The sequence below is a fragment of the Luoshenia tenuis genome (genome assembly GCF_014384745.1).
In the GTDB taxonomy this organism is placed as follows: domain Bacteria; phylum Bacillota; class Clostridia; order Christensenellales.
The window spans coordinates 591,901-618,364 of the sequence record NZ_JACRSO010000001.1 but is presented as its reverse complement, the minus strand read 5'-3'; the positions used below and the strand labels follow the sequence as shown (position 1 = coordinate 618,364).

Here is a 26,464-nt window from a genome sequence, read left to right as displayed (position 1 = left end):
GTCTGTCCTTAGTATAATCAAATCGAACCAGGAGGTAAAGGGAATTAAAAACTTTTGTGGGGAGGATTTTAAAATGATCCGTAAAATTATCGAGATCGATCAGGATAAATGCAACGGCTGCGGCGCGTGCGCGGCGGCCTGCCACGAGGGCGCCATCGCCATGGTGGATGGAAAGGCGCAGTTGATGCGGGACGATTACTGCGACGGGCTGGGGGATTGCCTGCCCGCCTGTCCGACCGGAGCGATCACCTTTGTAGAACGGGAGGCTGCCGCCTATGATGCGGCGGCGGTACAGGCGGCCCAGGCCGGGCGCCAGGCAGAGCCGCTGCCCTGCGGCTGCCCGGGTACGCAAAGCCGCGCCCTTAAGCCCGATGCCGCGATTCAGACAGAGCCAGCCGCCCGCGCGCACGCGGCCAGCCGCCTTGGCCAGTGGCCGGTGCAGATCAAACTGGCTCCGGTAAATGCGCCCTATTTTAAGGATGCGAAGCTGTTGATCGCGGCCGATTGTACGGCGTATGCTTACGGCAACTTCCACGAGGATTTCATCGCCGGGCGGGTGACGCTGATCGGCTGCCCTAAGCTGGACAGCGTGGACTATGCCGAAAAGCTGACCGAGATTTTGCGGCACAACGATATTAAAAGCGTAACGGTGGTGCGCATGGAGGTGCCCTGCTGCGGCGGGATCGAGCTGGCGGCCAAGCGCGCGCTGCAGGAAAGCGGCAAGCTCATCCCCTGGCAGGTGGTGACCATCAGCTGTGACGGGCGCATTGTAGAGCGCAGCTGATCCATGCGCTTGAAAGCCGGCAAAGAAGGCCTGTAACGGGCTGCCTTTGCCGGCTTTTTGCGCCGTATACTATCCTTGGTGTAAATATGTTTGAAAAATAACCGCAAGCAGCGTATAATAGGGCTATAAATCCGATTAGTGATTGTAGAAGTACGAAGGAGGATTTCCCTATGCCATTAGTTACCACGACCGAGATGTTCAAAAAAGCCTATGAGGGCGGTTATGCCATCGGCGCTTTTAACGTGAACAATATGGAGATTATCCAGGGCATCGTCGAGGCGGCCCAGCAGGAGAAGGCTCCGGTCATCCTGCAGGTATCTGCGGGCGCGCGCAAGTATGCCAAGCACGTGTACCTGACCAAGCTGGTGGAGGCGGCGATCATCGACGCGCCCGAGGTTCCCATCGCGCTGCATCTGGACCACGGCGCCGATTTTGAGATCTGCAAGGCCTGCATCGACGGCGGTTTCTCCTCCGTGATGATCGACGGGTCTCACCACAGCTTTGAGGACAATATCGCCGTGACCAAGAAGGTCGTGGATTATGCCCATGAGCGGGGCGTGACGGTTGAAGGCGAGCTGGGCCGTCTGGCCGGCGTGGAAGACGATGTAAAGGTCGCCGCGGACGATGCGCTGTATACCGACCCGGCCGAGGTGGAAGAGTTCGTCTCCCGCACGGGCGTGGATTCGCTGGCGATCGCCATCGGCACCAGCCACGGCGCGTTCAAATTCAAAGGCGAGCCGCACCTGCGCTTTGATATCCTTGAAGAGGTCTCCAAGCGCCTGCCCGGTTTCCCCATCGTGCTGCACGGGGCTTCCTCGGTCATCCCCGAGTATGTGGAGATGATCAACCAGTACGGCGGCAAGATCGACGGCGCCCAGGGCGTACCCGAGGCGCTGCTGCGCAAGGCTGCCACGATGGCGGTGTGCAAGATCAATATCGACAGCGATATCCGTCTGGGCGTGACGGCGGCGCTGCGCAAGTACATGGTGGAGCATCCGGATCACTTTGATCCCCGCCAGTACCTGACCCCGGCCCGCGATGCGGTGCGCGAGAGCGTGCGCCATAAGATCGTAGAGGTGCTGGGCTGCAACAACAAGATCTAACAGCCTAAAGCCGGCCCTGCAGCAAGGATGGCTGCGGCCCGCGCCTTGGTTGTGCTTGAACGTTTTAAAAGGCGCTGCTCCGCGTTTTCGTGGGGACAGCGCCTTTTTAACCTTTGGGCGGGGTAAGCCCAAAGCGAAAGGATCGAGGGGGAGGTAGAATATGGCACATTTAAGCGATATGGAGATCGCCCGCCAGGCGCAGATGCGCCCTGTGGGGCAGATCGCGGAAAAGCTGGGCCTTAAGGAGGCGGACTGGGAACCCTATGGCCGCTATAAGGCCAAGGTGAACCTGAAGCTGATCGATAAAATGCAAGAACAGCCCGATGGCAAGCTGGTATTGGTGACGGCCATCAACCCCACGCCCGCAGGTGAGGGGAAGACCACCGTCAGCGTGGGGCTGGGCGATGCGCTAAGCCGGTTAGGCAAGCGCACGGCCATCGCCCTGCGGGAGCCCTCGCTGGGGCCGGTATTCGGCGTCAAAGGGGGGGCCGCGGGGGGCGGCTACGCCCAGGTGGTGCCCATGGATGAGCTGAACCTGCACTTTACCGGGGATTTACACGCCATTACGGCGGCCAATAACCTGCTGGCTGCGCTGCTGGATAACCACATCCAACAGGGAAACGCGCTGGGGATCGACCCGCGGCGGGTCACCTGGAAGCGCGCCCTGGATATGAACGACAGGCAGCTGCGCCAGATCGTCTCCGGTCTTGGCGGGCGGATGCAGGGCATGCCCCGGGAGGATGGGTTCCAGATCACGGTAGCCAGCGAGGTAATGGCGATCTTCTGTCTGGCGAAGGATCTTAAAGATCTGAAAAAGCGGCTGGCAGCCATCGTCGTAGGTTATACCTACGCGGGCAAGGCCGTTACCGCGGGGGATTTAAAGGCGGAGGGCGCTATGTGCGCGCTGCTCAAAGACGCGCTTAACCCCAACCTGGTGCAGACGCTGGAGCACACGCCGGTGCTGATTCACGGCGGGCCCTTTGCCAATATTGCCCACGGCTGCAACAGCGTGATCGCCACCCGCATGGCGCTGAAATTGGCGGACTATGTGGTGACCGAGGCCGGCTTTGGCGCCGACCTGGGCGCGGAGAAGTTTTTAGATATCAAGTGCCGCCTGTCCGGGCTGCGGCCGCACTGCGCGGTGATCGTGGCTACGGTGCGGGCGCTTAAATCCCACGGCGGGGTAGCCAAGGACGCTTTGAATGAGGAGAATATCCCGGCGCTCAAGGCGGGCCTGCCCAACCTGCTGCGGCACGTGCGCAATATCACGCAGGTGTATCATCTGCCGGTGGTAGTGGCGCTCAACCGCTTCCCCACCGATACCCAGGCGGAGGTGGATAGCGTGCTGGAGGCGGTCAACGCCCTGGGCGTAAAGGCTGTATTGTGCGATGTATGGGCCAAGGGAGGCGAAGGCGGCAAGGCGCTGGCCCAAGAAGTGCTGGCCCTTTGCGAAAAGCCCCGCCAGGCGCTTCACTTTGCCTATGAGGATACCCTCTCCCTGGAGGAAAAGGTGGAGGCGGTGGTGCAGAAGGTGTATGGCGGCGAGGGCGTGGACTTTACCGCCGCGGCCAAGCGCGAGCTTAAAAAATTGGAGCAGGATGGCTTTGGCGCCTGTCCGGTCTGCGTGGCCAAGACCCAGTATTCCTTTAGCGACGACCCCAAAAAGCTGGGGGCGCCCGAGGGCTTCCGCGTAACGGTGCGCAGCGCGAAGGTCAGCGCAGGGGCGGGGTTTGTGGTGGTGCTCACCGGAGACATCATGACCATGCCGGGCCTGCCGAAAGTACCGGCGGCTGAGCAGATCGATGTGGACGAGCAGGGCGAGATCACCGGCCTGTTTTAAGGCCTTGCGCGCTGTGGAAAGGAAAAGAGATGACCTTTGACCCGGAGATCAAGGTATACGAGCAGGTAAGCTTTGAAGGGGAGGATTTAAGCGACCTCACTTTAGACGGCTACCGCTTTACCGCCTGCAGCTTTAAAGGGGCCATGCTGTCGGCAATGCAGACCCATGCCTGCACCTTTATGGATTGTAACTTTGAATACGCGCATCTGAACGGCTCCCTGCACCGTGCCAGCGCCTTTATCTCCTGCCGCTTTGGCGGGGCCAGCCTGTTCGCCGCAGAAATGATGGACTGTAAGGGCACGGCGTCCAGCTTTATCAAGGCCAACACGGCGGGCTGGGTGATCCGCGGGGGCAATTTCAGCTATGCGCTGTTATCCGGGGCGAAGTTTAAAAAGGACGACTTAAGCGATATGAACTTTTCCCACGCGGATATGCAGGACTGCGACCTGAGCTTTGCCAACCTTTCCGGCTGCGACTTAAGCTATGCGATGCTACAGGGCGCTTCCCTGATCGGGGCGGACCTGCGGGGAGCGGACATCACCGGGACAGACCTTGGACAGTGCCGGATGAAGGGCACCAAGATCGACCTCCAGCAGGCGGTGCTGCTGGCCCAGCGCATGGGCGCCAGCGTAGAATAAAAACAAAAGGGCCGGCAAGCTGCCGGCCCTTTTTATGCCTATATTTGTACCTAAATCCCCATCGCGTGCGCGTAGCCCACCAGCTGATGCTGGATGCAGCGCTGCCCTTCCAGGTTGGGATGGATGCCGTCCTCGCACAACAGGGCGCGGTAATCGCCTGCGTCAAAAAAACCCTTGCGTACATCCACCAGATAGCAGCCGTTTTCAAGTGCGATCTGCTCCACCACTTGGGAGTAGGCGGCCTGATGACGATGGATATGCTCTACATCCCCCAGCCACTTGAGGATGTTTTGCGCGCTTAAGCCATTACGGGTAACAAACTGCAGATAACGCCTGGAATCGATGGGCGGAAGGTTCATGACCGCGGGCGTGATCCCACGCTCTTTAAAGGCGGCGATCATAGCCTGATAGATTTTTTTAAACTGCTCCAGCGGCGTAAAGGGCAGATATTCGCCATCCGGATTGGCAGAGATCTGGCTCCAGTCATAATCGCAATCGTTACCGCCATATTCCAGCAGCGCAAGGTCGTAATTTATGCCCTGGGATAAGGACTTTTGCAACCGCTCCCATCCCTTTGAAATGGTCGCGCCAAAGCGCGAAAAGTTCTGCAGGCCCAGCCCCAGGCACTCCGCCGCGGCCTGGATACCGCCCTTGGGGAGGATGATGTGGCGCTTGCGCTCCGAATCGTACAAAATACCTTTAGAAATAGAATCGCCCCATACGGCTACATTGGTCATGTAATTCACCTACCATGTTTTTGAAATTATTTAATATGGTTTACAAAACCATATTACACGATTCTTGTGTTCCTGTCAAGCCGTTCCGCCCTTGCGCATCGGTACGAAATATGGTATGATATTTCGGAAAAGGGGGAAACGGGACTTGGATTTTGATACCCTTGCGCAATGGGCCCAGCAGCTGAAAGAGCATAAAACCGTAGCCTGGTCTCAGCTGCCGGATATCGACCTGTATATGGACCAGGTCATCACTTATCTGGAACGGCAAACAGCGCTGTTGCGCGCGCAGGATCAGGATAAGATGATGACGCCCTCGATGATCAACAATTATGCCAAAAACGGAATATTGCCGCGCCCCCAGGGCAAAAAGTACAGCCGGGAGCATTTGGCGCTGCTCATGGCGATCTCGATGATCAAGCCCATCATCTCCATGGAGGAGATCGAACGGCTGCTCCGTTTTTACCGCACCAAAGAAAATGTGGACGGCATGTTTTCCCAGTTCTGCAAGACGCAGGACGAGGTGCTGCTGGAACAGACGGACCGGTTTGAACGCTCGCTTCAGGCCTGCACAGAGGCGGAGGACTGCGAAGCGCTCATCCACCTGGCTTTGCAGCTGGTGTTAGAAGCCAATGCCCGGCGCATCATAGCCGAGAAGATACTATCCCTTCTGCCCAAAGAGGGCAAGGAAACCTCCAAAGCGGATAAAAAAGCCGATAAGTGAGAGAGTGAAATAGATGCCAAGTGCCGCAATCAATAGGATTGCGGCACTTGGCTATTTTTATGCCTTTTGCTCTTAAAAATTTTATTTCTAGCTTAAAGCTGGATCGTGACGGCCGTGCCGGCGGCCAGACTCTGATGCACATCGATTATGCGCTGGTTGCGCGAACCGCAAAAGGTCAGCTCCAGGCTGCGCTGCTCCTGGATGAACGGCCCATCCACCAACACGTCCAGCTCCCTTAGCAGCGCGATTTGGTGAGGATCGCCCTTTTCCAGCAGCTCTTCAAAGAGATAGCCGGTATAGCACCAAAGGTTTAGCCCCAAGGCGCGTACCCCTCGGGCCAGATGGCAAAGCGCCTGCGCCTGGCAAAAGGGCTCGCCGCCGGAAAAGGTGACGCCGTCCAGCAGCGGGTTGGCGGCGATTTTTTGCAGCAGGGCCTGCGTATCCATGAGGGTGCCCCCGTCAAAAGCGTGCGTTTGCGGATTATGGCAGCCAGGGCAGCGGTGCGGGCAGCCCTGCAAAAATACGGTGGCCCGCAGCCCTGGACCGTCGACGATGGAATCCTGGGTGAAGCCGCTTAAACGTAATTGCAAGGTCAGACCCCCATCCCGTGCTTGACGCGATCCCGCTCCTCAGCGCGCTTAGCGTTGTTGAACCGGTCCAGCGTACCGACCAGGTAACCGGTAATGCGGCGGATGCGCTCAAAAGGTATATCGCCCTCCTCGCGCCCGCAGCTGGGGCAGGTATCGCCGATGATGCCGTTATACCCGCAAACCGGGTCACGGTCTACCGGATGGTTGATCGAGCCGTAGCCAACGCCCGCATCGTGCATGGCGCGCACCACCTTCTGGAAGGCCGCCAGGTTCTGGGTGGGGTCGCCGTCCAGCTCCACGTAGGTGATGTGGCCGGCGTTGGTCAGCTCGTGGTAGGGCGCTTCCAGACGGATCTTGTCAAAGGCGCTGATAGGGTAGTAGACCGGTATATGGAAGCTGTTGGTATAGTACTCCCGGTCGGTCACCCCTTCGATCACACCATACGCTTCCCGGTCCATCCGCACAAAACGGCCGCTTAGACCCTCGGCAGGGGTGGCTAAAAGGGTGTAATTCATCTTTGTACGCGCGCTTTCCTCATCCAAACGGGCGCGCATGTGCCCGACGATCTCCAGCCCCAGGTTCTGGGCGGTGGCGCTTTGGCCGTGATGCTGGCCGGTCAGGCATTTCAGGGTCTCGGCCAGGCCGATAAAGCCGACAGAGAGGGTGCCGTGCCGGAGCACCTCGCGCACCTCATCCTCCCAATCCAGCTTGTCGCTGTCCAGCCATACGCCCTGCCCCATGAGGAAGGGATAGTTGTAGACTTTTTTGCGGGCCTGGATCTCAAAGCGCTCGTTGAGCTGGGCGATCACTAAATCAATCTTGCGGTCCAGATCCTCAAAGAACAGGGCGATGTTGCCGTTGGCCTTGATGGCCAGCCGGGGCAGGTTGATGGAGGTAAAGCTCAAGTTCCCCCGGCTGTTGGAAATCTCCCGCTCCGGGTCGGCTACGTTGCCGATCACCCGGGTGCGGCAGCCCATGTAGGCGATCTCGGTTTCGGGATGCCCCTCTTTATAGTATTTAAGGTTATAGGGCGCGTCCTGAAAAGAGAAGTTGGGGAACAACCGCTTGGCGCTGACCCGGCAGGCCAGCTCGAACAGGTCGTAATTCGGGTCGCCGGGATTGTAGGAGATCCCCTCTTTAACGCGGAAGATCTGGATGGGGAAGATGGGCGTTTCCCCGTTGCCCAGGCCGGCTTCCGTAGCCAGCAATACGTTGCGCATGACCATGCGGCCCTCGGGCGAGGTATCCATCCCGTAGTTGATGGAGCTAAAGGGGGTCTGCGCACCGGCACGGGAATGCATGGTATTTAAATTGTGGATAAAGGCTTCCATAGCCTGATAGGTGGCCTTATCGGTCTCCTGATAGGCGCGCTTCTGGGCAAAGGCCTGCGCGCGGGCAATCAGCTGAGGTTCGAACCCCTTTTGCCTTAACGCTTCGGCTTCCGCCTGATGGTATTGGGCATCCTCCGCCAGGGTGGGGCGTAAGCCCTGGGCCGCCAGCGCCGCTATCAGCTCGCTTGCCAGCGCGGGCGCATCCTCCTGCCCGGCCAGCAGCTCCAGCGCTTTGGCCAGGTTATCCCGGTAGCGCTTGACGTAGGTCTTGCCCACGCCCTGCCCCAGGGCGTATTCAAAGTTTACCACAGACTGGCCGCCGTGCTGGTCGTTCTGGTTGGACTGGATGGCGATGCAGGCCAGCGCGGAGTAGCTGGCGATATCGTTGGGCTCGCGCAGCACGCCGTGCCCGGTGGAAAAGCCGCCCTTGAACAGCGCGATCAGGTCGATCTGGCAGCAGGTGGTGGTCAGGGTGTAAAAATCCATGTCGTGGATATGGATATCGCCGTTTTGGTGGGCCTGCACGTGCTGGGGATTGAGCACGAACATATTGTTGAACTGCTTGGCGCCCTCAGAGCCGTACTTCAGCATGGTGCCCATGGCGGTGTCCCCGTCGATATTGGCGTTTTCCCGCTTGATATCCGAATCCCGGGCGGGCTTAAAGGTGATATCCTCGTAAATCTGCATCAGGCGGGTATTCATCTCCCGGGCGCGGCTGCGCTCGGCCCGGTAAAGGATGTAGGCCTTGGCGGTGCGCACAAAGCCGCCCGAGATCAGCACCTGCTCGACCACATCCTGAATCTGTTCGACGCTGGGGGAGGCGCCAATGCTCTCATCCTGCTCCAAAAGCGTAGCGACCTGACGGGCCAACTCCGTGGCCGTTTCCATTCCCTTTGCGCTGCCGGATGCCTGAAAGGCTTTGCAGATCGCCTGGGCGATCTTATCCAGGTCAAAGGGAACCTGCCGTCCGTCGCGCTTGATGATGCTGGTGATCATGATGAGCTGCCTCCTCCTGCATAAAAGTTCATAATATACAATATATTGTGCTTTAAAAATTAATATTGCATATATATTGTATATCGCGCTTGGCGCAACGTCAAGGGGAAAAGGGTATCCATTTTAACGGCATGCCGCTATAATAAGAGTATCAGCCGGGCTTTAGGGTTGGATGGATTTAAGAATCAGGAGGGTGGCAAAAGTGGAAAAAGGCGCTTTTACCTGGTTTGGCTATGTGCTGCCCCTGGCGCAGCAGCTGGAAGCCATTGCCAAAGCCGGGTTTGACGCGGTCATGCTCTGGTGGGGAGATTCGCTGGCGGACTACTACGGTACCCCCGAACAGCGGGCGCGGATGGTAGAGCGCAGCGGCCTGGCTGTGGACAGCGTGCACCTGCCCTATGAGCAGGTAAACGCACTTTGGCAAAAGGACAATGGCGCGCTGGTGGCGGCTTATCTGGGTTGGATCGGGGAGTGCGCGCGCTTTGGCTACCCGCGGGTAGTCCTACATGCCACAAGCGGCGATACCCCGCCCCCCCAAAGCCGGGAAGGGCTGGAAGCCTTTGCCTGCATCGCCGCCGAGGGGCGACGCCTGGGCGTGGAGGTAGCGGTGGAAAACACCCGTTTTCCCCAGTTGTTGCTGGACGTGATGCACGCGCCAAGCTGTGAGAGCCTGAAATTTTGCCTGGATACCTCCCACGGCCATTTGCGGGGAGATACCGGGCTGCTGTTGGAGGCGCTGGGGGCCAGGTTGAGCTGTTTGCACCTCTCGGACAACGACGGGCGGGAGGACCGGCACTGGCTGCCGGGCAACGGCCAGATCGACTGGCGCCAGACCGCCCGCCTGCTGGCCGGGGCAGGATATGAAGGATGCCTGTCGCTGGAGGTCGTCCCACGGGAAGATGAAAAGAGCATGGGGCCGGAGGCGTTCATGCAAAAGGCGTACAGGAGATTATCTGCCTTTGAAGAGCGGGTGTTGGCGGCTAGGGCGGATTAACGCATATTTCCCCCTCATGCCCCATATCCTTGAATACCATGGGATAATGGGGAAAGGCGGAGATTTTGGGTATGCTCAAAGTGATCTCGCTCAAAAAACTATTGCTGTGCATGGGCTGCCTGCTGGGCGCAGCGCTGCTATTATGGGGGGCGCTTTATGGGCTGCAAAACATGCACCACGCCTTTTTTGCGCGGGATTTTGCGCCTGAGCAGGCGGAGATGTCCAGCGCGGAAGGGCCCAAGGTGGATTGGCACCTGAAGGTGGACCTGGATGCGCATACCCTGGAGGTATGGCATGGGGGCGAATGCATCAAGACCTACCCGGTATCCGGCGGGGCGCGGGAGAGTCCCTCGCCCATCGGCACCTTTAAGGTGGTGGATAAGGGCAACTGGGGCGAGGGGTTTGGCGGCGCCTGGCTGGGCATCAACGTGCCCTGGGGTAAATACGGCATCCACGGCACGGTAGAGCCCTGGTTCGTGGGCAAGAGCAATGCCTCTCACGGCTGCATCCGCATGAAAAATCAGGATGTGCGCGAGCTTTATAAAATTGTCCCCTACGGCGCGTGGGTGACGATTAAGCACGATAACCCGCCCTTTCGCCTGATGCGCAATGGCGATGTGGGCAGCGACGTACAAAAGGTACAGCTGATGCTGGAGGACCTGGGCTATCAGCCCGGCGGGACGGACGGGCGGTTTGGCAGCTATCTGGAAAGGACCGTGCGCCAGTTCCAGAAGGATCAGCAGATCTATGCCTCCGGCAAGGTAGACGAAGAAACTTATGCGCGGCTGAAAAGCTGCGTGGATGCCATCGGCCGGGAAGCGCCCGAATAAGGGCCAGGAGCGAAACGCGGACGCCAGCCTTCAAGAGGCCGGCGCTTTTCCTGTACACAGGTTGTTGTGCGCTGGTGCCGGTTTAAGCTGCATGGTGCTTGATAGGCGATGCGAACTGCTATCCGGTTTGGGTAGCATTTTGCATCCTGTTTATGCCTTTACAACCCGCGAAAATCTACGAAGCATAAAGATAGATGGTTCCCGCTTGGGTGCAAACGCGGTATAATAAGTAGGAAATGAGCCGGGCGAGCAATTTAAAGCAGATAAGGAGAGGCTTAAGCATGAGAAAAGAGAACCGAGAGGCGGTAAATGACCGCTTTTTACAGGAGCTGGACAAGCATAAGATCATCGCGATCCTGCGCGGCGTGGAATCTAAATACCTGTTACCCACTGTGGAGGCGCTGTGTGAAGGCGGACTGCGGATGGTAGAAGTGGCCCTGCCGGATGCGCAGTACCATCCCGAGCGCTATGAGGATACCTTAAAAGGCATCCGCGCGCTGAAGGAGGGCTTTGGCGAGCAGGTGTATCTGGGCGCGGGCACGGTGGTGACCACCCAGCAGGCCAGGGAGGCTGCGCAAAGCGGCGCTGGGTACCTCATCGCCCCGAATTTTGACCCGGAGGTGGTGGACTGCGCTATCGAACTGGGATGCGTGCCCCTGCCGGGGGTATTTACGCCCAGCGAGATCGTGGCGGCCGTCAAGGCGGGGGCGCCGGCGGTCAAACTCTTCCCCGTGGGCAACATGGGGCCGGATTACCTCAAGGCCATCCGCGCGCCGCTGCCGGATCTGAAGATCATCGCCGTGGGCGGCATCAAGCCCGAGAATATGGACAGCTATATGAAGGCGGGCGCAGCCGGCATCGGAATGGGCGGCGCGCTGTGCGACAGGGGCGCTATCCGCGCGGGGGACTGGGGCAAACTGCGGCGCAGCGCGCAGGAGCTGGTGCGGATCCTGAAAGAAAACAACTGAAAATAAAATATGGGGGGATATAGATGAAGATCCGGAGCATGGAGCTGTTCCAGGTGCCGCCACGCTGGCTGTTTTTAAAGGTCACCACCGACGAGGGGCTGACCGGATGGGGCGAGCCGGTGGTAGAGGGACGGGCCGATACCGTTAAAACCGCGGTGGAGGAGATGAGCGACTATCTCCTGGGAAAGGAGATCCGCATTGAGGATATGTTTCAGACCCTGTACCGGGGCGGCTTTTACCGGGGCGGGCCGATCCTGACCAGCGCCATTTCCGGCATTGAACAGGCGCTGTGGGATATTAAGGGCAAGGCGCTGGGCGTGCCGGTGTACGAGTTGATGGGCGGCCCTGTGCGCGAGCGCATGCCGGTATACGTCTGGATCGGCGGGGATAGGGCCTCCACTGCCGCGCAGGACGCCAGAGAAAAGGTAGAGGCGGGCTATAAAGCGGTCAAGATGAACGGCACCGAGGAGATGGCCTTTATCGACAGCTACCGCAAGGTGGATGAGGCCGTGGCCCGCATGGCTGCCATCCGCGAGGCGGTGGGGTACGAGATCGGCGTGGGGGTGGATTTCCATGGCCGGGTGCATAAGACCATGGCCAACATCCTCATCAAAGAGCTGGAGCCCTTCCGGCCCATGTTTATAGAGGAACCCGTGCTGCCCGAGAATAACGAGGCGTTGGCGGAGATCAAGCGCGTCAGCCGGATCCCCATCGCCACGGGAGAGCGGATGTATACCCGCTGGGGCTTTAAGCAGCTGCTGGCCAGCGGAAATGTGGATATTATCCAGCCGGACCTTTGCCATGCCGGCGGCATTTGGGAGGTGCGCAAGATCGCGGCCATGGCCGAGACCTACGATATCGCCGTGGCGCCCCACTGTCCATTGGGGCCCATCGCACTGGCGGCCTCGTTGCAGTTGGACTTTTGCACGCCCAACGCCTTTATTCAGGAGCAGAGCCTGGGCATCCACTATAACCAGGGGACGGATATGCTGGATTATCTGGCGGACCCGGGTGTTTTCGGCTATTCAGATGGCGCCGTAGCCCTGCCCAGCGCGCCGGGGCTGGGGATCGAGATGAATGAGGAGAAGATCCGCGCCGCCGCAAAACAGGGCCACCGCTGGCGCAACCCCGTGTGGCGCACGAAGGATGGCGTAGTGGCTGAATGGTGAGGATAACCTGGCGTAAGAAGAAAAGCCTTTGCCCATAACGGGCAAAGGCTTTTTTCTATATACAGCTTTGCGCGGCCAAACGTTTGAAAAAGAGGAAGGATATGACCCCTTCCTCTTTTTTATTTGGTCTCCGCTTACCCCTGCGTCCCCTCCGGAAAGCCTGGACAGGACTGGCGGATGATCAGCGGCGCATCCAGCATGATGCTGCGGGGCGTCGGATCCTTACTCTCGATAAGCTCCAGCAGCAGCTCCATGCATTTGCCAGTGATCTCTTCCACCGGCATGCGGGTGGTGGAGAGGGTGGGTTTGGTAAAGCTGTCCACCTCGTTATCTCCATGGCAGAGGATGTCCATCTGCTGGGGGACCCGGATGCCCGCCTCGTCCAGTACCGGCAGAGCGCCAGCGGCCATCAGGTCTGAGATAAAGAATACCGCATCCGGCATCTGCCCGGTGTGCAGCAGCGCCTCCATGGCGCGGTGGCCGCCCGCCATGGTCATCTCATCGTTTACGATATGCTCGGGCGCTACAGACAGATTCAGCCGTTTGGCCTCATCCAGGAAGTATTGCAGGCGGGTAGTACTGCCAAAGGCTTCGGGCTGGGGCAACACCACGGCCGCATGCCTGCGCCCATGGGCGGCAAACAGCTGGGCGGATACCCGGCCTACCGCCTCGTTATCGCTGAGTACCGTACTGAAACGCTTTGACTGGCGCTGGAACAGTACGATGGGCACCTGAGGGTCGCGCTGCTCCATCTGTTCCAGATCCTGCACAGAGGCGTTGGCGATGATGGCCCCGTCAAAGGCGCTGGCCACATCCCAACAGTGCAGTTTAGCCAGCTCTCCGCTCATATAGGGCTGTACCATCAGCTCGATATCCCGGGTTTGCTCCAGCATGGCCTGCTGCAGGCCCATCAGCATCCGTCCCATGGTCATCGCCCGGATATCCATGACGCAAAACAACGCGATCACATAATCCGGACTGCGGGAGGAGGCCGAGCGCAGCCGCCTGGCCGAGATATTGGGCCGGTAGTGCAGCTGCTGGGCCGCTACGTTTACCCGCTGCCGGGTCGCAACCGAGATGCGCGCCTGCTCGCCACGGCCGGAGAGCACCAAAGAGACGGTGCTGGGGGATACGCCGGCTAATTTCGCAACGTCATAAATACTGGCCAAGGAAATTTCTCCTATCTTAAAAGACTATTGATAAACTCTTTATACTTGTTATTAGTTTAATGCGCTTGGGGTGCATTTGTCAATTTGCCTTTATAGGGCGCGTGGGTATCACAGCGTTTATACAGCGCCCATACGGCGCCGGCGAAACGCGGAAAGAGGGCGGCCGAAAACTAAGAGAATCTTAAGAAATTGATAAGCTGGACTTAAAACCTGGGCTCTAGAATGGAACCTGTTTGAAAGCCCGGAGCCTGTAGGCCCCGTTTTGAAGAAAGGAACGAATAAATGGAGAAGACTGAAAAATTAAAGGTTGCGGTTTTGTTTGGCGGCTGTTCTTCGGAATATGCTATTTCACTGCAATCCGCCTATGCGGTATTGCAACATCTGGATGGAGAGCGCTATCTGCCGGTGCCCATCGGCATCACCCGGCAGGGGCAGTGGATGCGCTATGAGGGCGGCATTGAAAAGATCCCCCGGGATACCTGGTTGCAGGATCCGCTCTGCCACCCGGTAGTGGTGCTCCCGGGGCACGAGACCGGCGCGCTGATGGAGTGGGGGCCGGCGGGGCCCAGCCAGGTAGCTGTAGATGTGGCGCTGCCCATGCTGCACGGCAAAAATGGGGAGGACGGCACCGTGCAGGGCTTGCTGGAGCTGGCGGGCATCCCCTACGCCGGGTGCGGCGTGCTCTCCAGCGCCCTGGGGATGGATAAGGACCTGGCTCACCGCGTGGCCGCGCAAAGCGGCGTGGCAGTCCCGCGCAGCGAGGTCATCTTTAAAGAGGACAGGCCGGAACACTGGGCGCGCTCTGGCCGGGCGGTGGGGTACCCGCTGTTTTGCAAACCGGCGCGGGGCGGCTCGTCGCTGGGGATCACGCAGGTAGAAAACCCCGCGGCACTCGCTTGTGCCGTGCGGGAGGCCCTGGAACAGGACGATAAAGTGGTGCTGGAGGCGGCGGTGCCGGGCTTTGAGGTGGGCTGCGCCATCCTGGGCCGGGGCGGCGCGCTGACGATGGGCGTGGTGGATGAGATCGAGCTGGCAGATGGGTTTCTGGACTATGGCGAAAAGTACCACCGCTCTACCGCCAAGGTGCACACGCCTGCCCGGCTGGATGCAGATACGGCCCAGCGCATCCAGAACACGGCCGCACAGGTCTACCGCGCCCTGGATTGCCGTGGATTTGCGCGGGTAGACCTGTTTTTGACCCCCAAGGGGGAGATCGTCTTTAACGAGGTGAACACCCTGCCGGGGATGACGGCGGCCAGCCGCTTCCCCAAAATGCTGGAGGCGGCCGGCATCTCGTTTTCTGAAATGCTGGACCGTATCCTTGCAGAGGCGGTGCGCCCATGAGAGAAGAACAGATTCCGTTGCTGGTCAACGCGGCCCATGCCTATGTGGGCAAGCCCATGGACCTGGTAGCCGTTGACGCAGCGCATCCAGGCATCCTGCTGTGCCGCGCAGCGCAACAGGCGCTAAACGGCCTGCTGGCGGCCATCGGCGGGGTGGGGAAGATCCTGCCGGTGAGCGGATACCGCCCGCGCAGCGAGCAGGAGGCGATCTATGCCGCCTCGCTGCGGGAGAACGGACGGGAATTTACCCGGAAGTATGTGGCGCTGCCCGGTCACAGCGAGCATGAAACGGGGCTGGCCATCGACCTAGGGGAGAATAAGCCCCCTATCGATTTTATCCGTCCCGCCTTCCCCGATGGCGGTATTTGCGGGCAATTCAAAGCCCGGGCGGCGGAATTCGGCTTTATATTGCGTTATCCGGCGGATAAGGAGGCGGTGACCGGCATCGCCCACGAGCCGTGGCACTTCCGCTACGTGGGCCCGGAGCACGCCCAAGCGATGGCGCGAGAAGGCCTGACGCTGGAGGAATATGTTGCCCGGCTGCTCAAAACGGCGCGCTAGAGCGCCAGAAGGAGGAAACGTGATGGACGCAAACCAAAACGCCCCGGCATCGCAAAAGGAACGCCTGGCCTTTTACGGCGGGCCCTGGATGAGCTTTTTGCCCTACATCATCTTTATCGCCCTGATATTGGTGACGACCTTTCACTTTGGTTCGATATCCGATGGGGCGCTGTGGCTGCCCGCCTTTATCGCGCTGCTGCTCCCCTTTTTCCTGGCAAAGGATAAGGGGCGCTACGCCGCCACGCTGATCTCGGGCATGGCCAGCCGGGAGGCGATCACCCCGGTGGTATGCTGGCTGTTTGCCGGGGTGTTTTCCCGCATCCTGCGGGACAGCGGCCTTGCCGCGGGAGTAGCCGGGCTGGCGGCCGGCGCGGGCGTAAGTGGCGCGTGGTTTTCCGCCATCGCCTTTATCGCCTCCGCGGTATTCGCCACCGCCTCGGGCACGGGGTTTGGCACCATTGCCGCCGGGATGGGCGTGCTCTATCCGGCGGGGCTGGCGTTGGGGGCGCACCCGGGCATCCTGGCGGGCGCCATCATCTCCGGCGCTGCCTTTGGGGATAACCTGGCCCCTATATCGGATACCACCATCTGTTCGGCCACCTCACAGGGGGTGGACGTGCCGGGCGTAGTGCGCTCGCGGCTCAAATACGCGCTGGTGGCCGGCGCGCTGACGCTGGCGGCCATTTTCCTGGCTTCGGCTTTTCTGCCCGGGGGGACGGGTGATCCCACGGCCACAAGCTATAACCCGCTGACGCTGCTGATGTTTATCCCGGTGCTGCTCACCATCTATCTGGCGGCTAAGAGCGGGGACATCGTCATCGCCACCACGGTCGGGATCGTTGCTGGCGTGGCAGTGGCCCTGGGCGCGGGGCTGATGGACTTTATCCAGATCGATGTGGCGCAGCCCGCCCTGCCGGCGCTGATCACGGTATCCGGGGAGGGGCTGGACCGCGCCGTAGGCGGGGTGCTGCAATCGGGCCTCAGCGGGATGATCCAGGTCTGCATCCTGGCGCTGCTGCTCTCGGGGGCTACGGCCATCATGCGCGCCGGCGGCGGAGACCGAAGGCTGCTGGCCCTCATCGGCAGAGTCGCCAAGGGCCCCAGGGGTACGGAGCTGACCATCAGCCTGATGGTGATCGCCCTCTCGGCGCTGATGGGGCTAAACGCCCCGGCCATCCTGGCCATTGGCGCATCTTTTGCCCTGCCGCTGGCGAAAAAGCAGGGCATCAGTCCCTACCGCACGGCAAATCTGCTGGATGCCCAGTCCAACACCCTATGTTATTGCCTGCCCTGGACGCCGGCCATGGTCTACACCCTTGGCTTTGCGGCGGATACCGCCACACCTTTGACGGCGGCGCAGGTATCCCCATTCGTGTTTTATTCCTTTGCCATGCTGGCGGTGATGCTGGCCAGCATTTTCCTGGGGATCGGCCGGCAGGACGGCCTGGAGCAAAGTTCGAAAGGAGCGAAAAAACGATGGCCCGCAAAAGGCTGACACAGCTATTCCCCTTTTTACTGCCGCTGCGGCGCTGGCAGAAAAAGCGCTGCTTTTACCTCAAAATGCGGCTGGACCGCAACCGTTACGCCGCCCAACTGGCCAAGACCCGCCTGCCTTACCCGGTATTTGAGGACGCCTTTACCGTGATCAACCCTGAGAGCGGATACGACATCGCCTATCAATACAATAAGGCGCATAACCTGAAGCTGGCTGCCGCCACCATGGACACTCTGGTGATCGCGCCGGGGGAGACCTATTCTTTTTGGATGCTGTGCCGCTACGCGGATAAAAAGACGCCCTATAAGCCGGGGCTAAGCCTGGTGGACGGCAAGATACGCGGGGTTTACGGCGGCGGGCTGTGCCAGCTGAGCGACCTGGTGCTGTGGCTGGTGCTGCACACGCCGTTGACTATCGTGGAACGCCATCCCCATACGGTAAAGGACTTTCCAGCGCCAGGCATGCCCGAGGGGGTGGATGCCACCGTGTCCGAAGGATGGCTCGACCTCAAGGTGCGCAACGATACGGAACATAGCTACCAGCTGTTGCTGGATTTCCCGGATGAGCTGATCCGCGGGCGCATCCTGTGCAGTGAAAAGCCGCAGTATGATTATTGCCTGCGTATCGACGGCCCGCGCTATTTTACCACACAGGGCAAGGTCTACGAGCGGGCGGACGTGTACCGCGCCCGGCTGGACCCGTCTACCGGAGAAGGGCTGGAGGAGAAGCTGCTGTATAAAAGCTGTACCCGCATCGGCTACCCATTGCCAGCGGGCACGGCGGTGGAGCGGCGCAATTAAAGGTGCAGAGGAAAAAGAGGGTAAAAAGTTGCCGTGCAGCATCTGTTGCTGCACGGCAAAAGTATTGAGAGAGTAGTATGAAAACAGAATTATAAAGTAAACGTACTTAGCTTAGCGCAAACGTTAAGCGATTCTTTCTAGTCCGAATTTTAGATTAGGCATTCTTGTTTTTTACGGCGCCGATAATAAACAATGCAGGCAGCACCAGCCCGAGGATAAGTGAAAATACGGGGAAACTGCTGCCGCCCACTGCAGTGAGAATGCAACCCGCTACACTAAGCACGGCAACGATGATGCCCCAGGCAATGCAGGTGTTCGCTTTTTCGGTACGTTTGCAATTTTTTACGCCGATAATACCCGCTACCAACTCGGCTACAGCGCTGACCAGGCTCAGGATACCCGCTGCATACAGCAGTCCAGAAGAGATCATCCCATCGGAAATATAGGCGAGCGCGGCGATGCCAAGAATGGCAATGATCGCCATGATCAACGCAATCGCTCCACCGATGATCATTAAAATTCCCGTCACTTTCAGAAAACCAGAACCTTTTGCTACCGTTTGTTCCATTGTAAACCCCTCCACATTAAATATTAAGATAGACAGCAAGTGCTGTTACCTACACATGAAATTGTTTAGAAAGCTATTTCGTAGGCGAAATACTTGTCAGAATCGCTTGAACATCAGCATCTTCCAAGGTTAGTTTTTGACCACCGTTTTCCAACCAAATATTGACCTGGAATTGCTCATCTCCATCTTCGGCCCAGAGTATCGCTACCGGATAATCGTTGCTTTTGCCGGTAAAGCCCTCCCAGGTGTAAGCCCCCAGGGTAAAAGGAGAAATATCCTCGGTATTCTCATACAGATCTTTCCAAGGCTCCATCATAGTCGTATCTTTGCCGTAATAGGTGATCTGCAGACCAGGCTTGGTCAACTGGTCGAATTCATCTTGCGCTCCCTTGTAGATGGAAAAGCTGTTTGGATTGGTATCCCCTTCGTAATCATCAAAAAGATCGGACACAGTAAAAGCCTTCCAACCGTTAGGAACAAGTGCGTTAACGTTACCAGCATCAAATGTCTCCCCTGAGGTTTGCGCCGTCCCCGAGCCTCCGTTTGAAGCAGGTGCTGCGGTACAGCCAGCAAAAATGACGGTGACCAACATTAAAACTGACAGTATAACGAAACCTTTTTTCATATAATATGGAACCCCTTTTTGCGTATTTTTTCCTTTAAAATATCAAATAAAAAGATGCCAGCAGGCCTGCTTCATGAAAATTTTAGCAAAGGAGCGGCAAGAAAGCATAGTACCCATCGGGTACTTTTTAGAGAACTTTGTCGGATAGTGCATAAAAACGGCAGGTATCCATTGGATACCTTGCCGCTTGAACACGCTAAAAGTAGTATGATTATCTATTGTATGGTATTAAGCTCATCTAAACGATTGCTACGGCGAAGCAGATCGATATAAAGCATTAACTCTTCTTTGGTACCGACACCCAATTTTCTGTAAATATTCTTATTATGTTTACGTACGGTGTTGATGGAGATAAAAGCTAACTCAGGGATTTCGGCTATTTCATGCCCGTCGATATAAAAACGCATGATGTGGCGCTCTGCTGGGGTCAGCGTAGTGGTACCAGCGACAAATTGATCCATCATCTCCAGGAGTTCTTTGGAAAGCGGATCCGATGCGGACATCGGTGTCTGCCGCTGCTGAAGCTCTTTTTGCAACAAGCTGGCGGTGGCGATTTGTGGCGCGGCGTCAATGCCATTATAGGTTAAATCCACCAGCTGCATTAATAGTTCTGCCGTTTGCACATCCTCAGGGATATTAATGATGCAAAGCTGAGCGGGAAGTTGCATGATATGATTGCGATAACTCCAACCGGCTGTAAATCGCTGCGCAATGTTTTGCATCAGCATTTTTGTAGCATCAGGGCTATTGTAATCGGTCAATATTGCAAAATGGCCCCGCTCACAATCGTATACGTTATCATTCGAGAATAATTCTTTTAGCTGTTCAGCAATGCTGGCAAACAATCCGTTAGAGTAGTCAGTGCCCATCAGCATGGCCTGTAAATACTCGGAACGCGAAAGTTTGATCGTAACAACCGCAAAACGGTTTTCACTTTTGATTGCTAGGGCGACATCCTGCAAAAAGATAATACGGTTATAAACATTGGTGATGGGGTTGTAGATTTCGTTTAAATTCTCTACTGTCGTGAGGAAGCCGAAAATACCAATCGATTGAAAAAATAGTTCAAGCAGTTGATGGGGCATGAAAACCTGTTGGATGAAAATAGGAATGATGCTGAAGATCAAAAACAAAATGGCTGCCTGCCGCTGCACTTTGCGTAGCGTCCCACGAAAGCGGACCGCAAGCCCTGTGGCGAATAAGATATAGAAATATCCGGCGCCATAAAGCGCATAGATCATGATGCCGTGGGAATAAATGCGGCTGCTATCGTAGTAGAATACCCAGTTTAAAACAGGATTAAGGGCTAGTGGGAGCACAACGCCTAAAATTTCCGGGAGCAGAAATATAGCCAACAACACTTTTCCGATTCGATGCTGCAGCCCCAATAGCATAATCATATACCAGGCGAACAGACAAGCTGTGCTGGTATGGGCAAAAAGAAATATGTAATTCAAAATATCACGGAAAAGATAGCTGTAATCCATAACGTAGGAATTGGCTACAGAACTCCAAATATCAAAAATAGCCGAAATCAATTCGGCGATGATGATATACATTAACAATCGATTAGAGGATCTACGAATATCCTTTTTTGAGAGTATTAGGTATAATGAGAAAGCACTGATGATTGTTGCACAAATATCGAAAGAAACGTTGTAGATCACAGCTCTGCTCCAACCCCTTTTGAGCGGTAATAATACTCTCAAAGCAGCATTTTCTTTATTAGAGTATAAAAAATGCCGGCGATTGTCAAGAAAAATGGATTCTACACGTTTCTACTTTTTAGCAACGTTAAAAACGATACAGCAAAGGATAAAGGTCTACGAGCGGGCGGACGTGTACCGCGCCCGGCTGGACCCGTCTACCGGAGAAGGGCTGGAGGAGAAGCTGCTGTATAAAAGCTGCACCCGCATTGGCTACCCATTGCCGGCGGGCACGGCGGTGGAGCGGCGGGATGCCTGAACCTGAAAGCGAGCTTATTCCTATCTATACTTGGATGAGCGGGCAAGACCATCATACAAAAAGCCCTTTGCTTTTGGCAAAGGGCTCTGTTTTTATCGTTATGACAGGGTCTCGATAAAATGATTGGCATACATGTCCCAATACTTTTTATATACAAATGTATCGTTGCCATCGAAATTCAGCTGATACATTCTAAACGTCACGAGAAAATTTTTAGGCTGCCACAGCTCCTCGTAGGTATATTGATAGCGCATGCCCAGTGCCTTCATCACGCTGCCGCTGCGGGGATTGTTAACGTCGTGCGTCGCCGTGATATAGGGTAGGCCGTCTTTTTTCACCCGTTGGACCACGGCTTTGCCCGCCTCGCTTACGATGCCCTGATGCCAAAATTCTTTGCGCAAGCCATAACCGAGGTCATGATGATCCTGCGTGCTGACATGGATATAGCCGATCGGGATATTGTCGCTGTTAAGGCAGATGGCATACCGATATCCCGTGGGCTGCGCATAGTCCGGGGCGTATCTCTCCTCAAAAAATGCGGCTGCCTCATCTATTGATTTTAGCGGATACCACGGCAGATAAGTGTTCACCTCTTCATCGCTGTAGATCGCAAATAATGCGGGGAAGTCCTCCCGCGTAAACTTTCGGAGAATCAGGCGCTCTGTTTCCAGCGTAGGCGTGTTCATGCGTTATTCCCCCTATTCTTCGGTGATCGCATTTAATGTATGTTTCGCCTGCTCCGCGACCAACGCGTTTGAGGCGTTAACGGTGATGAGCGCCTTCCATAAGGCCCATCCGCGCGCCCGATCAACAGTCCCCGTATCCAGCCCGCGCAAAAGGTATTTTCTGCTGCGTTCGTCAAAAAAGGTCCAGGCCATGGCATAATCGCAGGCCGGGTCGCCAATGCCCATGATCCCAAAATCAATCACGCCGCAGAGCCTGCCATTTTGTACTAAAAGATTACCCGGGGCCACATCGCCGTGGAACCATACGGGAGGATGCTCCCAGGTTGTGGCGACGGCGCGCGCCCACAGCGCGCTTAACTTTTCAACCGGCCAAATGTCCCGTTGCGCCTGCAGGGCCTCTTCAACCTGGCTGCTATAAACAGATGGGCTTGCGCCGCGGAAGAAATTATGTTCACCCGCAGCGGGCGCGCCGGTCGTATCTATGCTTTGCAGCTCTTGCAAAAATGACGCAAGCTCCATCGCAAAGCCTTTAGCATCGGTAATATTGTGCGCATTGGCGGTTTCGCCTGCAATATAGCGGTTGATGGACCAGGGAAACGGATACTCATCCGTGGGAACGCCCATGGCCACCGGGCTGGAAATAGGCAAAGACAGGTGCCGCGCCAAGAAGGGGAGCCACCGAGCCTCTTTTTCTACCTGCACGACATATGCGGGCCCACTGGGCAGGCGGACAGCCATTTCATCGCCTAGATGAAAGGTCCTGTTATCGTGCCCGCCGTGCGCCACTGGGCAAACTTCCAGCGCACGCCATTTGGGGAATTGCGCATCAATTAACTTTTTGACCAGTTGCGTTGTGATTTCGACCATATAGAAATGCTCCAAAAGATAATTTTCGATAAGAGTATTCTAACATAATGAGGCGAGAGAAGCTATCTCAATATATAACAGCGAAGTTTTTCATAGAGGCATAACTAGGCGAAATCTCTAGCGCAAGAGGGGAAAGCGGCGAGCGGACAAAAACGAGTTCGCGTGGTTAAAAAGCAAAGCAATGCAAAAGCGGCATGGCAATCAGCCATACCGCTTGAATAAATGATGTTCTGCCAGGGGTACGGCCACTTTTGGCAAAGCCCCCCAAAGTCCATATTCAAAGCCTAATTCACGTCGATATACAGCGCGGTCATCGACGGGATGGTGACCGAGCCTCCAAAGATGGTCTCATAGGTCTTGGACCCGGTCAAGTACCCATACATGGTGATAATATCATCCTCCAAAATACGGCCCTCATTCGCCGTGCGCTGGTAGGTAACATAAACGGTATCCTCCCAGATGGAGTACTTACCCTTGGTCACGTTTACGCGCAGCACTACGGTGTTGCCACTCTCCATGACCTGGACGACCTCGCCCTGGAACACGGCCTTTTGCTGTTTATAGCCATCGGGATTCCGCGCGATCTCATCATAGGAAAAACGCTGGCAGGCGCCGGTAAAGGCTGCCTTTTTCTCCTCAGCTGTCAGCGCGATCTTCTCGGTACGGATCACCCCGCCGCAGACCGAGCAGGTCAGCGCGCGCTCGCCATCTGCCTCAAAGGTGGCCTCCTGCGTTACGATCCACTCGCCCTCCGTATGGGGAGCCTGGGGAATTTCTTGAGAAAGGGTCTCTCCACACGCGGTGCATACGCCCTTTTCAACGCCAGCAGCCGTACAGCTAGCTTCGGTCTCGGTTATCCATTCTGTGACCTGATGACCGGCAGGTGAGCCGGTGGTTTTGCCGCAACGGGTGCAGGTTTTAGGTTCGGTGCAGGTGGCCTGTGCCCAATCGTGCCCCAAAGGCTCGCCCTGCGTCTCGCCACATTCTTTACAGACGGCGGCCTCGGTGCAGGTGGCCTGCGTCCAATCGTGCTGGTGCTGGCACCCGGACAGACATAGGGCCGCCATAAGGAGCACGGCTATAAACGGCATTGCTTTTTTCAACATCATACCCCTCCCATTTTCTATATTGAAATACATGCCTTTTTATTTAAGATACAGGAATTTTCGACAAATAACAACGCACACACACGTGAGTGATTGACGCATGCGGGACGTGAAACGACAGGCCTCTCAGGTGCTGTAAACAGCTTAAAATATCTATATAGAAAAACTCGAGGATATCAAGGGAAAAATAAGGACTGGAACATCAAAAGGCCGCCTGTAACGGCGGCCTTTTGATTGCTATAAACGGATTTTTACGATCTCCCCCTGGGCGGTATTGATATCCACCAGCTCTAAGCGCGGATACCGCTTTTTTGCCTGACGGACTACTGCGAGCAGGCGCTTTGCCTGCTCTGGCGAGATTTTGACGCCGGTCTGGTCCGCGCGCCCCAGGGCGCGCTGCAGGATGCCAAGCGTTACGCGGTTGACCACCAGGCGTGTGGGCAGGGCCAGGTACAGCGTGATGGAACCGGGGGATTTGACGTAGACGCGCATTTATTCCACCACGACTTCCACGATATCCCCTTGGGCGCTCTCCACCTCTACCAGGCGGCCGATAGCGCCCTTTTCCACCATTAAGAGGATCTTGTCCAGATCGATATTTTTAAGCACCTCGCTGCCCTTAAAGGAATCGTTTCCGGCAAATTCCGGGAAGCTCATGCCGATCTCCAGCCCCATCTTGACCAGCTGCATGGGCAGGTTGACCCGCACCTTATCGCCCTTGGCGGAATTGACCACGATGCGCAGCATCAGATCGTCCAGATTTTTGCGCTCGCCCTCCGGCACCAGTGCAACGGTTTTGGGGGGCGCGGCCCCCAGCAGCTCATCCACTGTGACGCCAAAGATCTTGGCCAGCCGGGGCAAAAGCATAATGTCCGGACAGGATAGGTCATTCTCCCATTTAGAAACGGCCTGCGGCGATACCCCCAGCCGCTCGGCTAACTCGTCCTGCGTCAGGCCCTTGGCCTTGCGCAGCGCTGCAATATGCTTACCCATCGAAAAATGATCCATATACTCGTCTCCTTTGCTTTGTTGCCCTCATTGTACGGGATCAGCCAAAGCAAATGAAGGGCTTTGTGGTTGAATAAGCCTTAGTCTGCCCAACTAGGGGTTGCAAATACGCTCAACCATCGGTTGAAAACGAAAAAGAAGGGGTTAAACCTCGATATCAAACCATTTGCAGCTGGCAAACCGGGTATATACGCATACCACGCGGATGGACATATCCAGCAGTGAACTAAGCCAGGCGCCCAGCAGCCCCGCGTGGAAGACGTAGACCATCAACACCGATGCAAGCGGCCGGATGCCGGTAACGCACATCAGCATGATGCGGGCCACATACCGCGTATCCCCCGCGCCGCGCAGGCAGCCCGAGATGACGACAGAGGAGGTCTGAAAGGGCTGGAACAGCGCCACCACGATCATGATCTGCGAGCCCAGGGCGAGAATCTCAGGATCGGTATTAAAGATGGCCACCAGCGGCTCGCGCAGGATGATGAGCACGCTTAGCAGCGCCAGAGAAACGATCATGGCGATGCGCTGACTGATTTTGCCAAAGACTACGGACAGATCGGGCCGCTTTTTGCCCAAATATTGGCCTACCAGCGAGGTGCCGGCCACGCCGATGCCATCGGCAAAGGTAAAGGTGATATTGAGAAACTGCATGCAGATCTGGTGCGTGGCAAAGGCGATGGTGCCCAGGTCCGCCACGATGCGGGCGAACACGAAAAAGCCGATGCGCATGGCCACCTGCTCCAACGCGGCGTTGCCCCCCACGTTGACGATGGAGCGCAGGATATCCGGATGCAACCGCCAGCTGGCGCGCAGCTTTAGGTGCAAAAAACTGTCCCGGTGGGCGATGGAGAGGATGCTTAAAACCAACCCAACCGTAAAGCCAATGGCTGTGGCGATAGCCGCGCCGGCCACACCCAGCCGGGGGAAACCCCAGTTGCCCTCGATCAGGAAAAAGTTGAATACCACGTTGACCAGGTTGGCCACGATGTTGACGACCATGGTGATGCGGGTATTGCCGATGCCGCGCTGGGCCGCGCAGATCGCCATAGTCAGGGCGTTGATGGGCAGGACAAGGGCCAAAATCTGAAAGTAGACGGTAGCGTCGGCCAGGGTATCGGCCTGGGCGCCGGCCAGCAGCATCAGAGGCTGGGCCGCCCAGATCGAGGGGATCATCAGGATAGCGGCGATGATCAGGATCAGCACGCTGGCGTTGCGCAGGGTCAACTGCGCCTGCTCCCGGCGTCCCTCGCCCTTGCGGCGGGCTACGATGGCGGTGACCCCGGTGTTGAGGGCCATAAATACAGCCAAAAGCAGCATGCGCGGCTGGGTGGTCAACCCTACCGCGGCGATGGCCTCCGGGCCCAGACGGCCCACCATCATGGTGTCGATTGAGCCTACCAGAGAGACCATCAGCATCTCCGCCACGCTGGGCAGGGCAATATGCAGCAGCTCTCGATAGGCGTCTTTGGTGCCCGGCAGGGGACCTAAGCGCCGGTCGGGCTTGATCAGGGACTCGACCGAGAATAACCGGCTGATAACGGTGGGCATGGCTGAAGATAGCCTCCTT

General features: G+C 57.1%; 27 protein-coding genes. 14 read left to right on the top strand and 13 right to left on the bottom strand.

Annotated features, from left to right (window positions below; translation table 11 throughout):
- The first annotated feature begins 73 nt into the window (after positions 1 to 73).
- From H8699_RS02980 to H8699_RS02965, 4 genes are all read left to right on the top strand, one after another.
- Positions 74 to 784, top strand: coding sequence for a 4Fe-4S binding protein (locus H8699_RS02980; RefSeq protein WP_249284423.1), 711 nt, complete (start codon positions 74 to 76; stop codon positions 782 to 784).
- A 170-nt stretch (positions 785 to 954) separates the two neighbouring features.
- Positions 955 to 1,887, top strand: a complete 933-nt coding sequence (gene fba / locus H8699_RS02975) for a class II fructose-1,6-bisphosphate aldolase (protein ID WP_249284422.1) — start codon at positions 955 to 957, stop codon at positions 1,885 to 1,887.
- Between the two features lie 160 nt (positions 1,888 to 2,047).
- Positions 2,048 to 3,727: a formate--tetrahydrofolate ligase gene (locus H8699_RS02970; protein WP_249284421.1), complete on the top strand. Its 1,680-nt coding sequence runs from the start codon at positions 2,048 to 2,050 to the stop codon at positions 3,725 to 3,727.
- A 29-nt stretch (positions 3,728 to 3,756) separates the two neighbouring features.
- Complete coding sequence (locus tag H8699_RS02965) at positions 3,757 to 4,365, top strand: pentapeptide repeat-containing protein (protein WP_249284420.1); 609 nt, start codon at positions 3,757 to 3,759, stop codon at positions 4,363 to 4,365.
- Between the two features lie 50 nt (positions 4,366 to 4,415).
- On the opposite strand, the gene H8699_RS02960 is transcribed toward H8699_RS02965, so the two are convergent.
- Complete coding sequence (locus tag H8699_RS02960) at positions 4,416 to 5,102, bottom strand: SGNH/GDSL hydrolase family protein (RefSeq protein WP_249284419.1); 687 nt, start codon at positions 5,100 to 5,102, stop codon at positions 4,416 to 4,418.
- A gap of 145 nt (positions 5,103 to 5,247) precedes the next feature.
- Here H8699_RS02960 and H8699_RS02955 point away from each other — a divergent pair, with 145 nt between their 5' ends.
- Positions 5,248 to 5,823, top strand: coding sequence for a DUF1836 domain-containing protein (locus tag H8699_RS02955; protein WP_249284418.1), 576 nt, complete (start codon positions 5,248 to 5,250; stop codon positions 5,821 to 5,823).
- A gap of 92 nt (positions 5,824 to 5,915) precedes the next feature.
- On the opposite strand, the gene nrdG is transcribed toward H8699_RS02955, so the two are convergent.
- On the bottom strand, positions 5,916 to 6,413 hold the full coding sequence (nrdG, locus tag H8699_RS02950) for an anaerobic ribonucleoside-triphosphate reductase activating protein (RefSeq protein ID WP_249284417.1): 498 nt from the start codon (positions 6,411 to 6,413) through the stop codon (positions 5,916 to 5,918).
- 2 nt (positions 6,414 to 6,415) lie between these two features.
- Positions 6,416 to 8,740, bottom strand: a complete 2,325-nt coding sequence (locus tag H8699_RS02945) for an anaerobic ribonucleoside triphosphate reductase (RefSeq protein ID WP_249284416.1) — start codon at positions 8,738 to 8,740, stop codon at positions 6,416 to 6,418.
- Between the two features lie 202 nt (positions 8,741 to 8,942).
- On the opposite strand from H8699_RS02945, the gene H8699_RS02940 reads away from it, so the two are divergent.
- From H8699_RS02940 to dgoD, 4 genes are all read left to right on the top strand, one after another.
- The gene (locus tag H8699_RS02940; RefSeq protein ID WP_249284415.1) at positions 8,943 to 9,734 is read left to right on the top strand and encodes a sugar phosphate isomerase/epimerase family protein; all 792 of its coding nucleotides are present in this window, start codon (positions 8,943 to 8,945) and stop codon (positions 9,732 to 9,734) included.
- A gap of 71 nt (positions 9,735 to 9,805) precedes the next feature.
- Positions 9,806 to 10,564, top strand: coding sequence for a L,D-transpeptidase family protein (locus H8699_RS02935; RefSeq protein ID WP_249284414.1), 759 nt, complete (start codon positions 9,806 to 9,808; stop codon positions 10,562 to 10,564).
- 281 nt (positions 10,565 to 10,845) lie between these two features.
- The gene (locus H8699_RS02930; RefSeq protein ID WP_249284413.1) at positions 10,846 to 11,532 is read left to right on the top strand and encodes a bifunctional 4-hydroxy-2-oxoglutarate aldolase/2-dehydro-3-deoxy-phosphogluconate aldolase; all 687 of its coding nucleotides are present in this window, start codon (positions 10,846 to 10,848) and stop codon (positions 11,530 to 11,532) included.
- Between the two features lie 23 nt (positions 11,533 to 11,555).
- The gene (dgoD, locus tag H8699_RS02925) at positions 11,556 to 12,701 is read left to right on the top strand and encodes a galactonate dehydratase (protein WP_249284412.1); all 1,146 of its coding nucleotides are present in this window, start codon (positions 11,556 to 11,558) and stop codon (positions 12,699 to 12,701) included.
- Positions 12,702 to 12,835: 134 nt separating this feature from the next.
- Here the strand turns inward: dgoD and H8699_RS02920 are convergent, their stop codons facing one another.
- Positions 12,836 to 13,870, bottom strand: a complete 1,035-nt coding sequence (locus tag H8699_RS02920) for a LacI family DNA-binding transcriptional regulator (protein WP_249284411.1) — start codon at positions 13,868 to 13,870, stop codon at positions 12,836 to 12,838.
- Positions 13,871 to 14,152: 282 nt separating this feature from the next.
- On the opposite strand from H8699_RS02920, the gene vanG reads away from it, so the two are divergent.
- The 4 genes from vanG to vanW are packed head-to-tail and all read left to right on the top strand — an operon-like array spanning position 14,153 to position 18,069.
- A complete protein-coding gene (gene vanG, locus H8699_RS02915) occupies positions 14,153 to 15,214 on the top strand; it encodes a D-alanine--D-serine ligase VanG (RefSeq protein WP_249284410.1) in 1,062 nt (353 codons plus the stop codon).
- Positions 15,211 to 15,774, top strand: a complete 564-nt coding sequence (locus H8699_RS02910; protein WP_249284409.1) for a M15 family metallopeptidase — start codon at positions 15,211 to 15,213, stop codon at positions 15,772 to 15,774. The genes vanG and H8699_RS02910 overlap by 4 nt, the downstream gene beginning before the upstream one ends.
- Before the next feature lie 22 nt (positions 15,775 to 15,796).
- Positions 15,797 to 17,269, top strand: coding sequence for a Na+/H+ antiporter NhaC family protein (locus H8699_RS02905; RefSeq protein ID WP_249284408.1), 1,473 nt, complete (start codon positions 15,797 to 15,799; stop codon positions 17,267 to 17,269).
- On the top strand, positions 17,251 to 18,069 hold the full coding sequence (gene vanW, locus H8699_RS02900) for a glycopeptide resistance accessory protein VanW (protein WP_249284407.1): 819 nt from the start codon (positions 17,251 to 17,253) through the stop codon (positions 18,067 to 18,069). The genes H8699_RS02905 and vanW overlap by 19 nt, the downstream gene beginning before the upstream one ends.
- 154 nt (positions 18,070 to 18,223) lie before the next feature.
- On the opposite strand, the gene H8699_RS02895 is transcribed toward vanW, so the two are convergent.
- From H8699_RS02895 to H8699_RS12515, 3 genes are all read right to left on the bottom strand, one after another.
- The gene (locus H8699_RS02895; RefSeq protein ID WP_249284406.1) at positions 18,224 to 18,637 is read right to left on the bottom strand and encodes a hypothetical protein; all 414 of its coding nucleotides are present in this window, start codon (positions 18,635 to 18,637) and stop codon (positions 18,224 to 18,226) included.
- Between the two features lie 73 nt (positions 18,638 to 18,710).
- Positions 18,711 to 19,262, bottom strand: a complete 552-nt coding sequence (locus tag H8699_RS02890) for a hypothetical protein (RefSeq protein WP_249284405.1) — start codon at positions 19,260 to 19,262, stop codon at positions 18,711 to 18,713.
- 215 nt (positions 19,263 to 19,477) lie between these two features.
- On the bottom strand, positions 19,478 to 20,929 hold the full coding sequence (locus H8699_RS12515; protein WP_249284404.1) for a LuxR C-terminal-related transcriptional regulator: 1,452 nt from the start codon (positions 20,927 to 20,929) through the stop codon (positions 19,478 to 19,480).
- 94 nt (positions 20,930 to 21,023) lie between these two features.
- On the opposite strand from H8699_RS12515, the gene H8699_RS02880 reads away from it, so the two are divergent.
- Positions 21,024 to 21,227: a hypothetical protein gene (locus tag H8699_RS02880; RefSeq protein ID WP_249284403.1), complete on the top strand. Its 204-nt coding sequence runs from the start codon at positions 21,024 to 21,026 to the stop codon at positions 21,225 to 21,227.
- Between the two features lie 98 nt (positions 21,228 to 21,325).
- On the opposite strand, the gene H8699_RS02875 is transcribed toward H8699_RS02880, so the two are convergent.
- The 6 genes from H8699_RS02875 to H8699_RS02850 form a co-directional block, all read right to left on the bottom strand.
- Positions 21,326 to 21,913: a GNAT family N-acetyltransferase gene (locus tag H8699_RS02875; RefSeq protein WP_249284402.1), complete on the bottom strand. Its 588-nt coding sequence runs from the start codon at positions 21,911 to 21,913 to the stop codon at positions 21,326 to 21,328.
- A gap of 12 nt (positions 21,914 to 21,925) precedes the next feature.
- On the bottom strand, positions 21,926 to 22,780 hold the full coding sequence (locus H8699_RS02870) for an aminoglycoside phosphotransferase family protein (protein WP_249284401.1): 855 nt from the start codon (positions 22,778 to 22,780) through the stop codon (positions 21,926 to 21,928).
- A 284-nt stretch (positions 22,781 to 23,064) separates the two neighbouring features.
- A complete protein-coding gene (locus H8699_RS02865) occupies positions 23,065 to 23,886 on the bottom strand; it encodes a hypothetical protein (RefSeq protein WP_249284400.1) in 822 nt (273 codons plus the stop codon).
- 237 nt (positions 23,887 to 24,123) lie between these two features.
- Entirely contained in the window at positions 24,124 to 24,378 is a 255-nt protein-coding gene (locus H8699_RS02860) for a hypothetical protein (RefSeq protein ID WP_249284399.1), read from the bottom strand.
- Positions 24,379 to 24,894 carry a helix-turn-helix domain-containing protein gene (locus H8699_RS02855; protein ID WP_249284398.1) on the bottom strand — a complete coding sequence of 172 codons (516 nt, stop codon included), beginning with the start codon at positions 24,892 to 24,894 and terminating at the stop codon, positions 24,379 to 24,381.
- A 144-nt stretch (positions 24,895 to 25,038) separates the two neighbouring features.
- Positions 25,039 to 26,445 (bottom strand): MATE family efflux transporter, encoded by a 1,407-nt coding sequence (locus H8699_RS02850; RefSeq protein WP_147518925.1) that lies wholly within the window; start codon positions 26,443 to 26,445, stop codon positions 25,039 to 25,041.
- Between the last annotated feature and the right edge of the window lie 19 nt (positions 26,446 to 26,464).

Coding starts and splice junctions, on each gene's coding strand:
- vanW (WP_249284407.1), top strand. CDS start 17,251: ATGGCCCGCAAAAGGCTGACACAGCTATTCCCCTTTTTACTGCCGCTG.
- vanG (WP_249284410.1), top strand. CDS start 14,153: ATGGAGAAGACTGAAAAATTAAAGGTTGCGGTTTTGTTTGGCGGCTGT.
- H8699_RS02895 (WP_249284406.1), bottom strand. CDS start 18,637: ATGGAACAAACGGTAGCAAAAGGTTCTGGTTTTCTGAAAGTGACGGGA.
- H8699_RS02935 (WP_249284414.1), top strand. CDS start 9,806: ATGCTCAAAGTGATCTCGCTCAAAAAACTATTGCTGTGCATGGGCTGC.
- H8699_RS02980 (WP_249284423.1), top strand. CDS start 74: ATGATCCGTAAAATTATCGAGATCGATCAGGATAAATGCAACGGCTGC.
- H8699_RS02880 (WP_249284403.1), top strand. CDS start 21,024: ATGGATTCTACACGTTTCTACTTTTTAGCAACGTTAAAAACGATACAG.
- H8699_RS02870 (WP_249284401.1), bottom strand. CDS start 22,780: ATGGTCGAAATCACAACGCAACTGGTCAAAAAGTTAATTGATGCGCAA.
- H8699_RS02910 (WP_249284409.1), top strand. CDS start 15,211: ATGAGAGAAGAACAGATTCCGTTGCTGGTCAACGCGGCCCATGCCTAT.
- H8699_RS02860 (WP_249284399.1), bottom strand. CDS start 24,378: ATGCGCGTCTACGTCAAATCCCCCGGTTCCATCACGCTGTACCTGGCC.
- H8699_RS02905 (WP_249284408.1), top strand. CDS start 15,797: ATGGACGCAAACCAAAACGCCCCGGCATCGCAAAAGGAACGCCTGGCC.
- H8699_RS02965 (WP_249284420.1), top strand. CDS start 3,757: ATGACCTTTGACCCGGAGATCAAGGTATACGAGCAGGTAAGCTTTGAA.
- H8699_RS02960 (WP_249284419.1), bottom strand. CDS start 5,102: ATGACCAATGTAGCCGTATGGGGCGATTCTATTTCTAAAGGTATTTTG.
- H8699_RS02875 (WP_249284402.1), bottom strand. CDS start 21,913: ATGAACACGCCTACGCTGGAAACAGAGCGCCTGATTCTCCGAAAGTTT.
- H8699_RS02945 (WP_249284416.1), bottom strand. CDS start 8,740: ATGATCACCAGCATCATCAAGCGCGACGGACGGCAGGTTCCCTTTGAC.
- H8699_RS02930 (WP_249284413.1), top strand. CDS start 10,846: ATGAGAAAAGAGAACCGAGAGGCGGTAAATGACCGCTTTTTACAGGAG.
- H8699_RS02865 (WP_249284400.1), bottom strand. CDS start 23,886: ATGTTGAAAAAAGCAATGCCGTTTATAGCCGTGCTCCTTATGGCGGCC.
- H8699_RS02970 (WP_249284421.1), top strand. CDS start 2,048: ATGGCACATTTAAGCGATATGGAGATCGCCCGCCAGGCGCAGATGCGC.
- H8699_RS02890 (WP_249284405.1), bottom strand. CDS start 19,262: ATGAAAAAAGGTTTCGTTATACTGTCAGTTTTAATGTTGGTCACCGTC.
- H8699_RS02850 (WP_147518925.1), bottom strand. CDS start 26,445: ATGCCCACCGTTATCAGCCGGTTATTCTCGGTCGAGTCCCTGATCAAG.
- dgoD (WP_249284412.1), top strand. CDS start 11,556: ATGAAGATCCGGAGCATGGAGCTGTTCCAGGTGCCGCCACGCTGGCTG.
- fba (WP_249284422.1), top strand. CDS start 955: ATGCCATTAGTTACCACGACCGAGATGTTCAAAAAAGCCTATGAGGGC.
- H8699_RS02855 (WP_249284398.1), bottom strand. CDS start 24,894: ATGGATCATTTTTCGATGGGTAAGCATATTGCAGCGCTGCGCAAGGCC.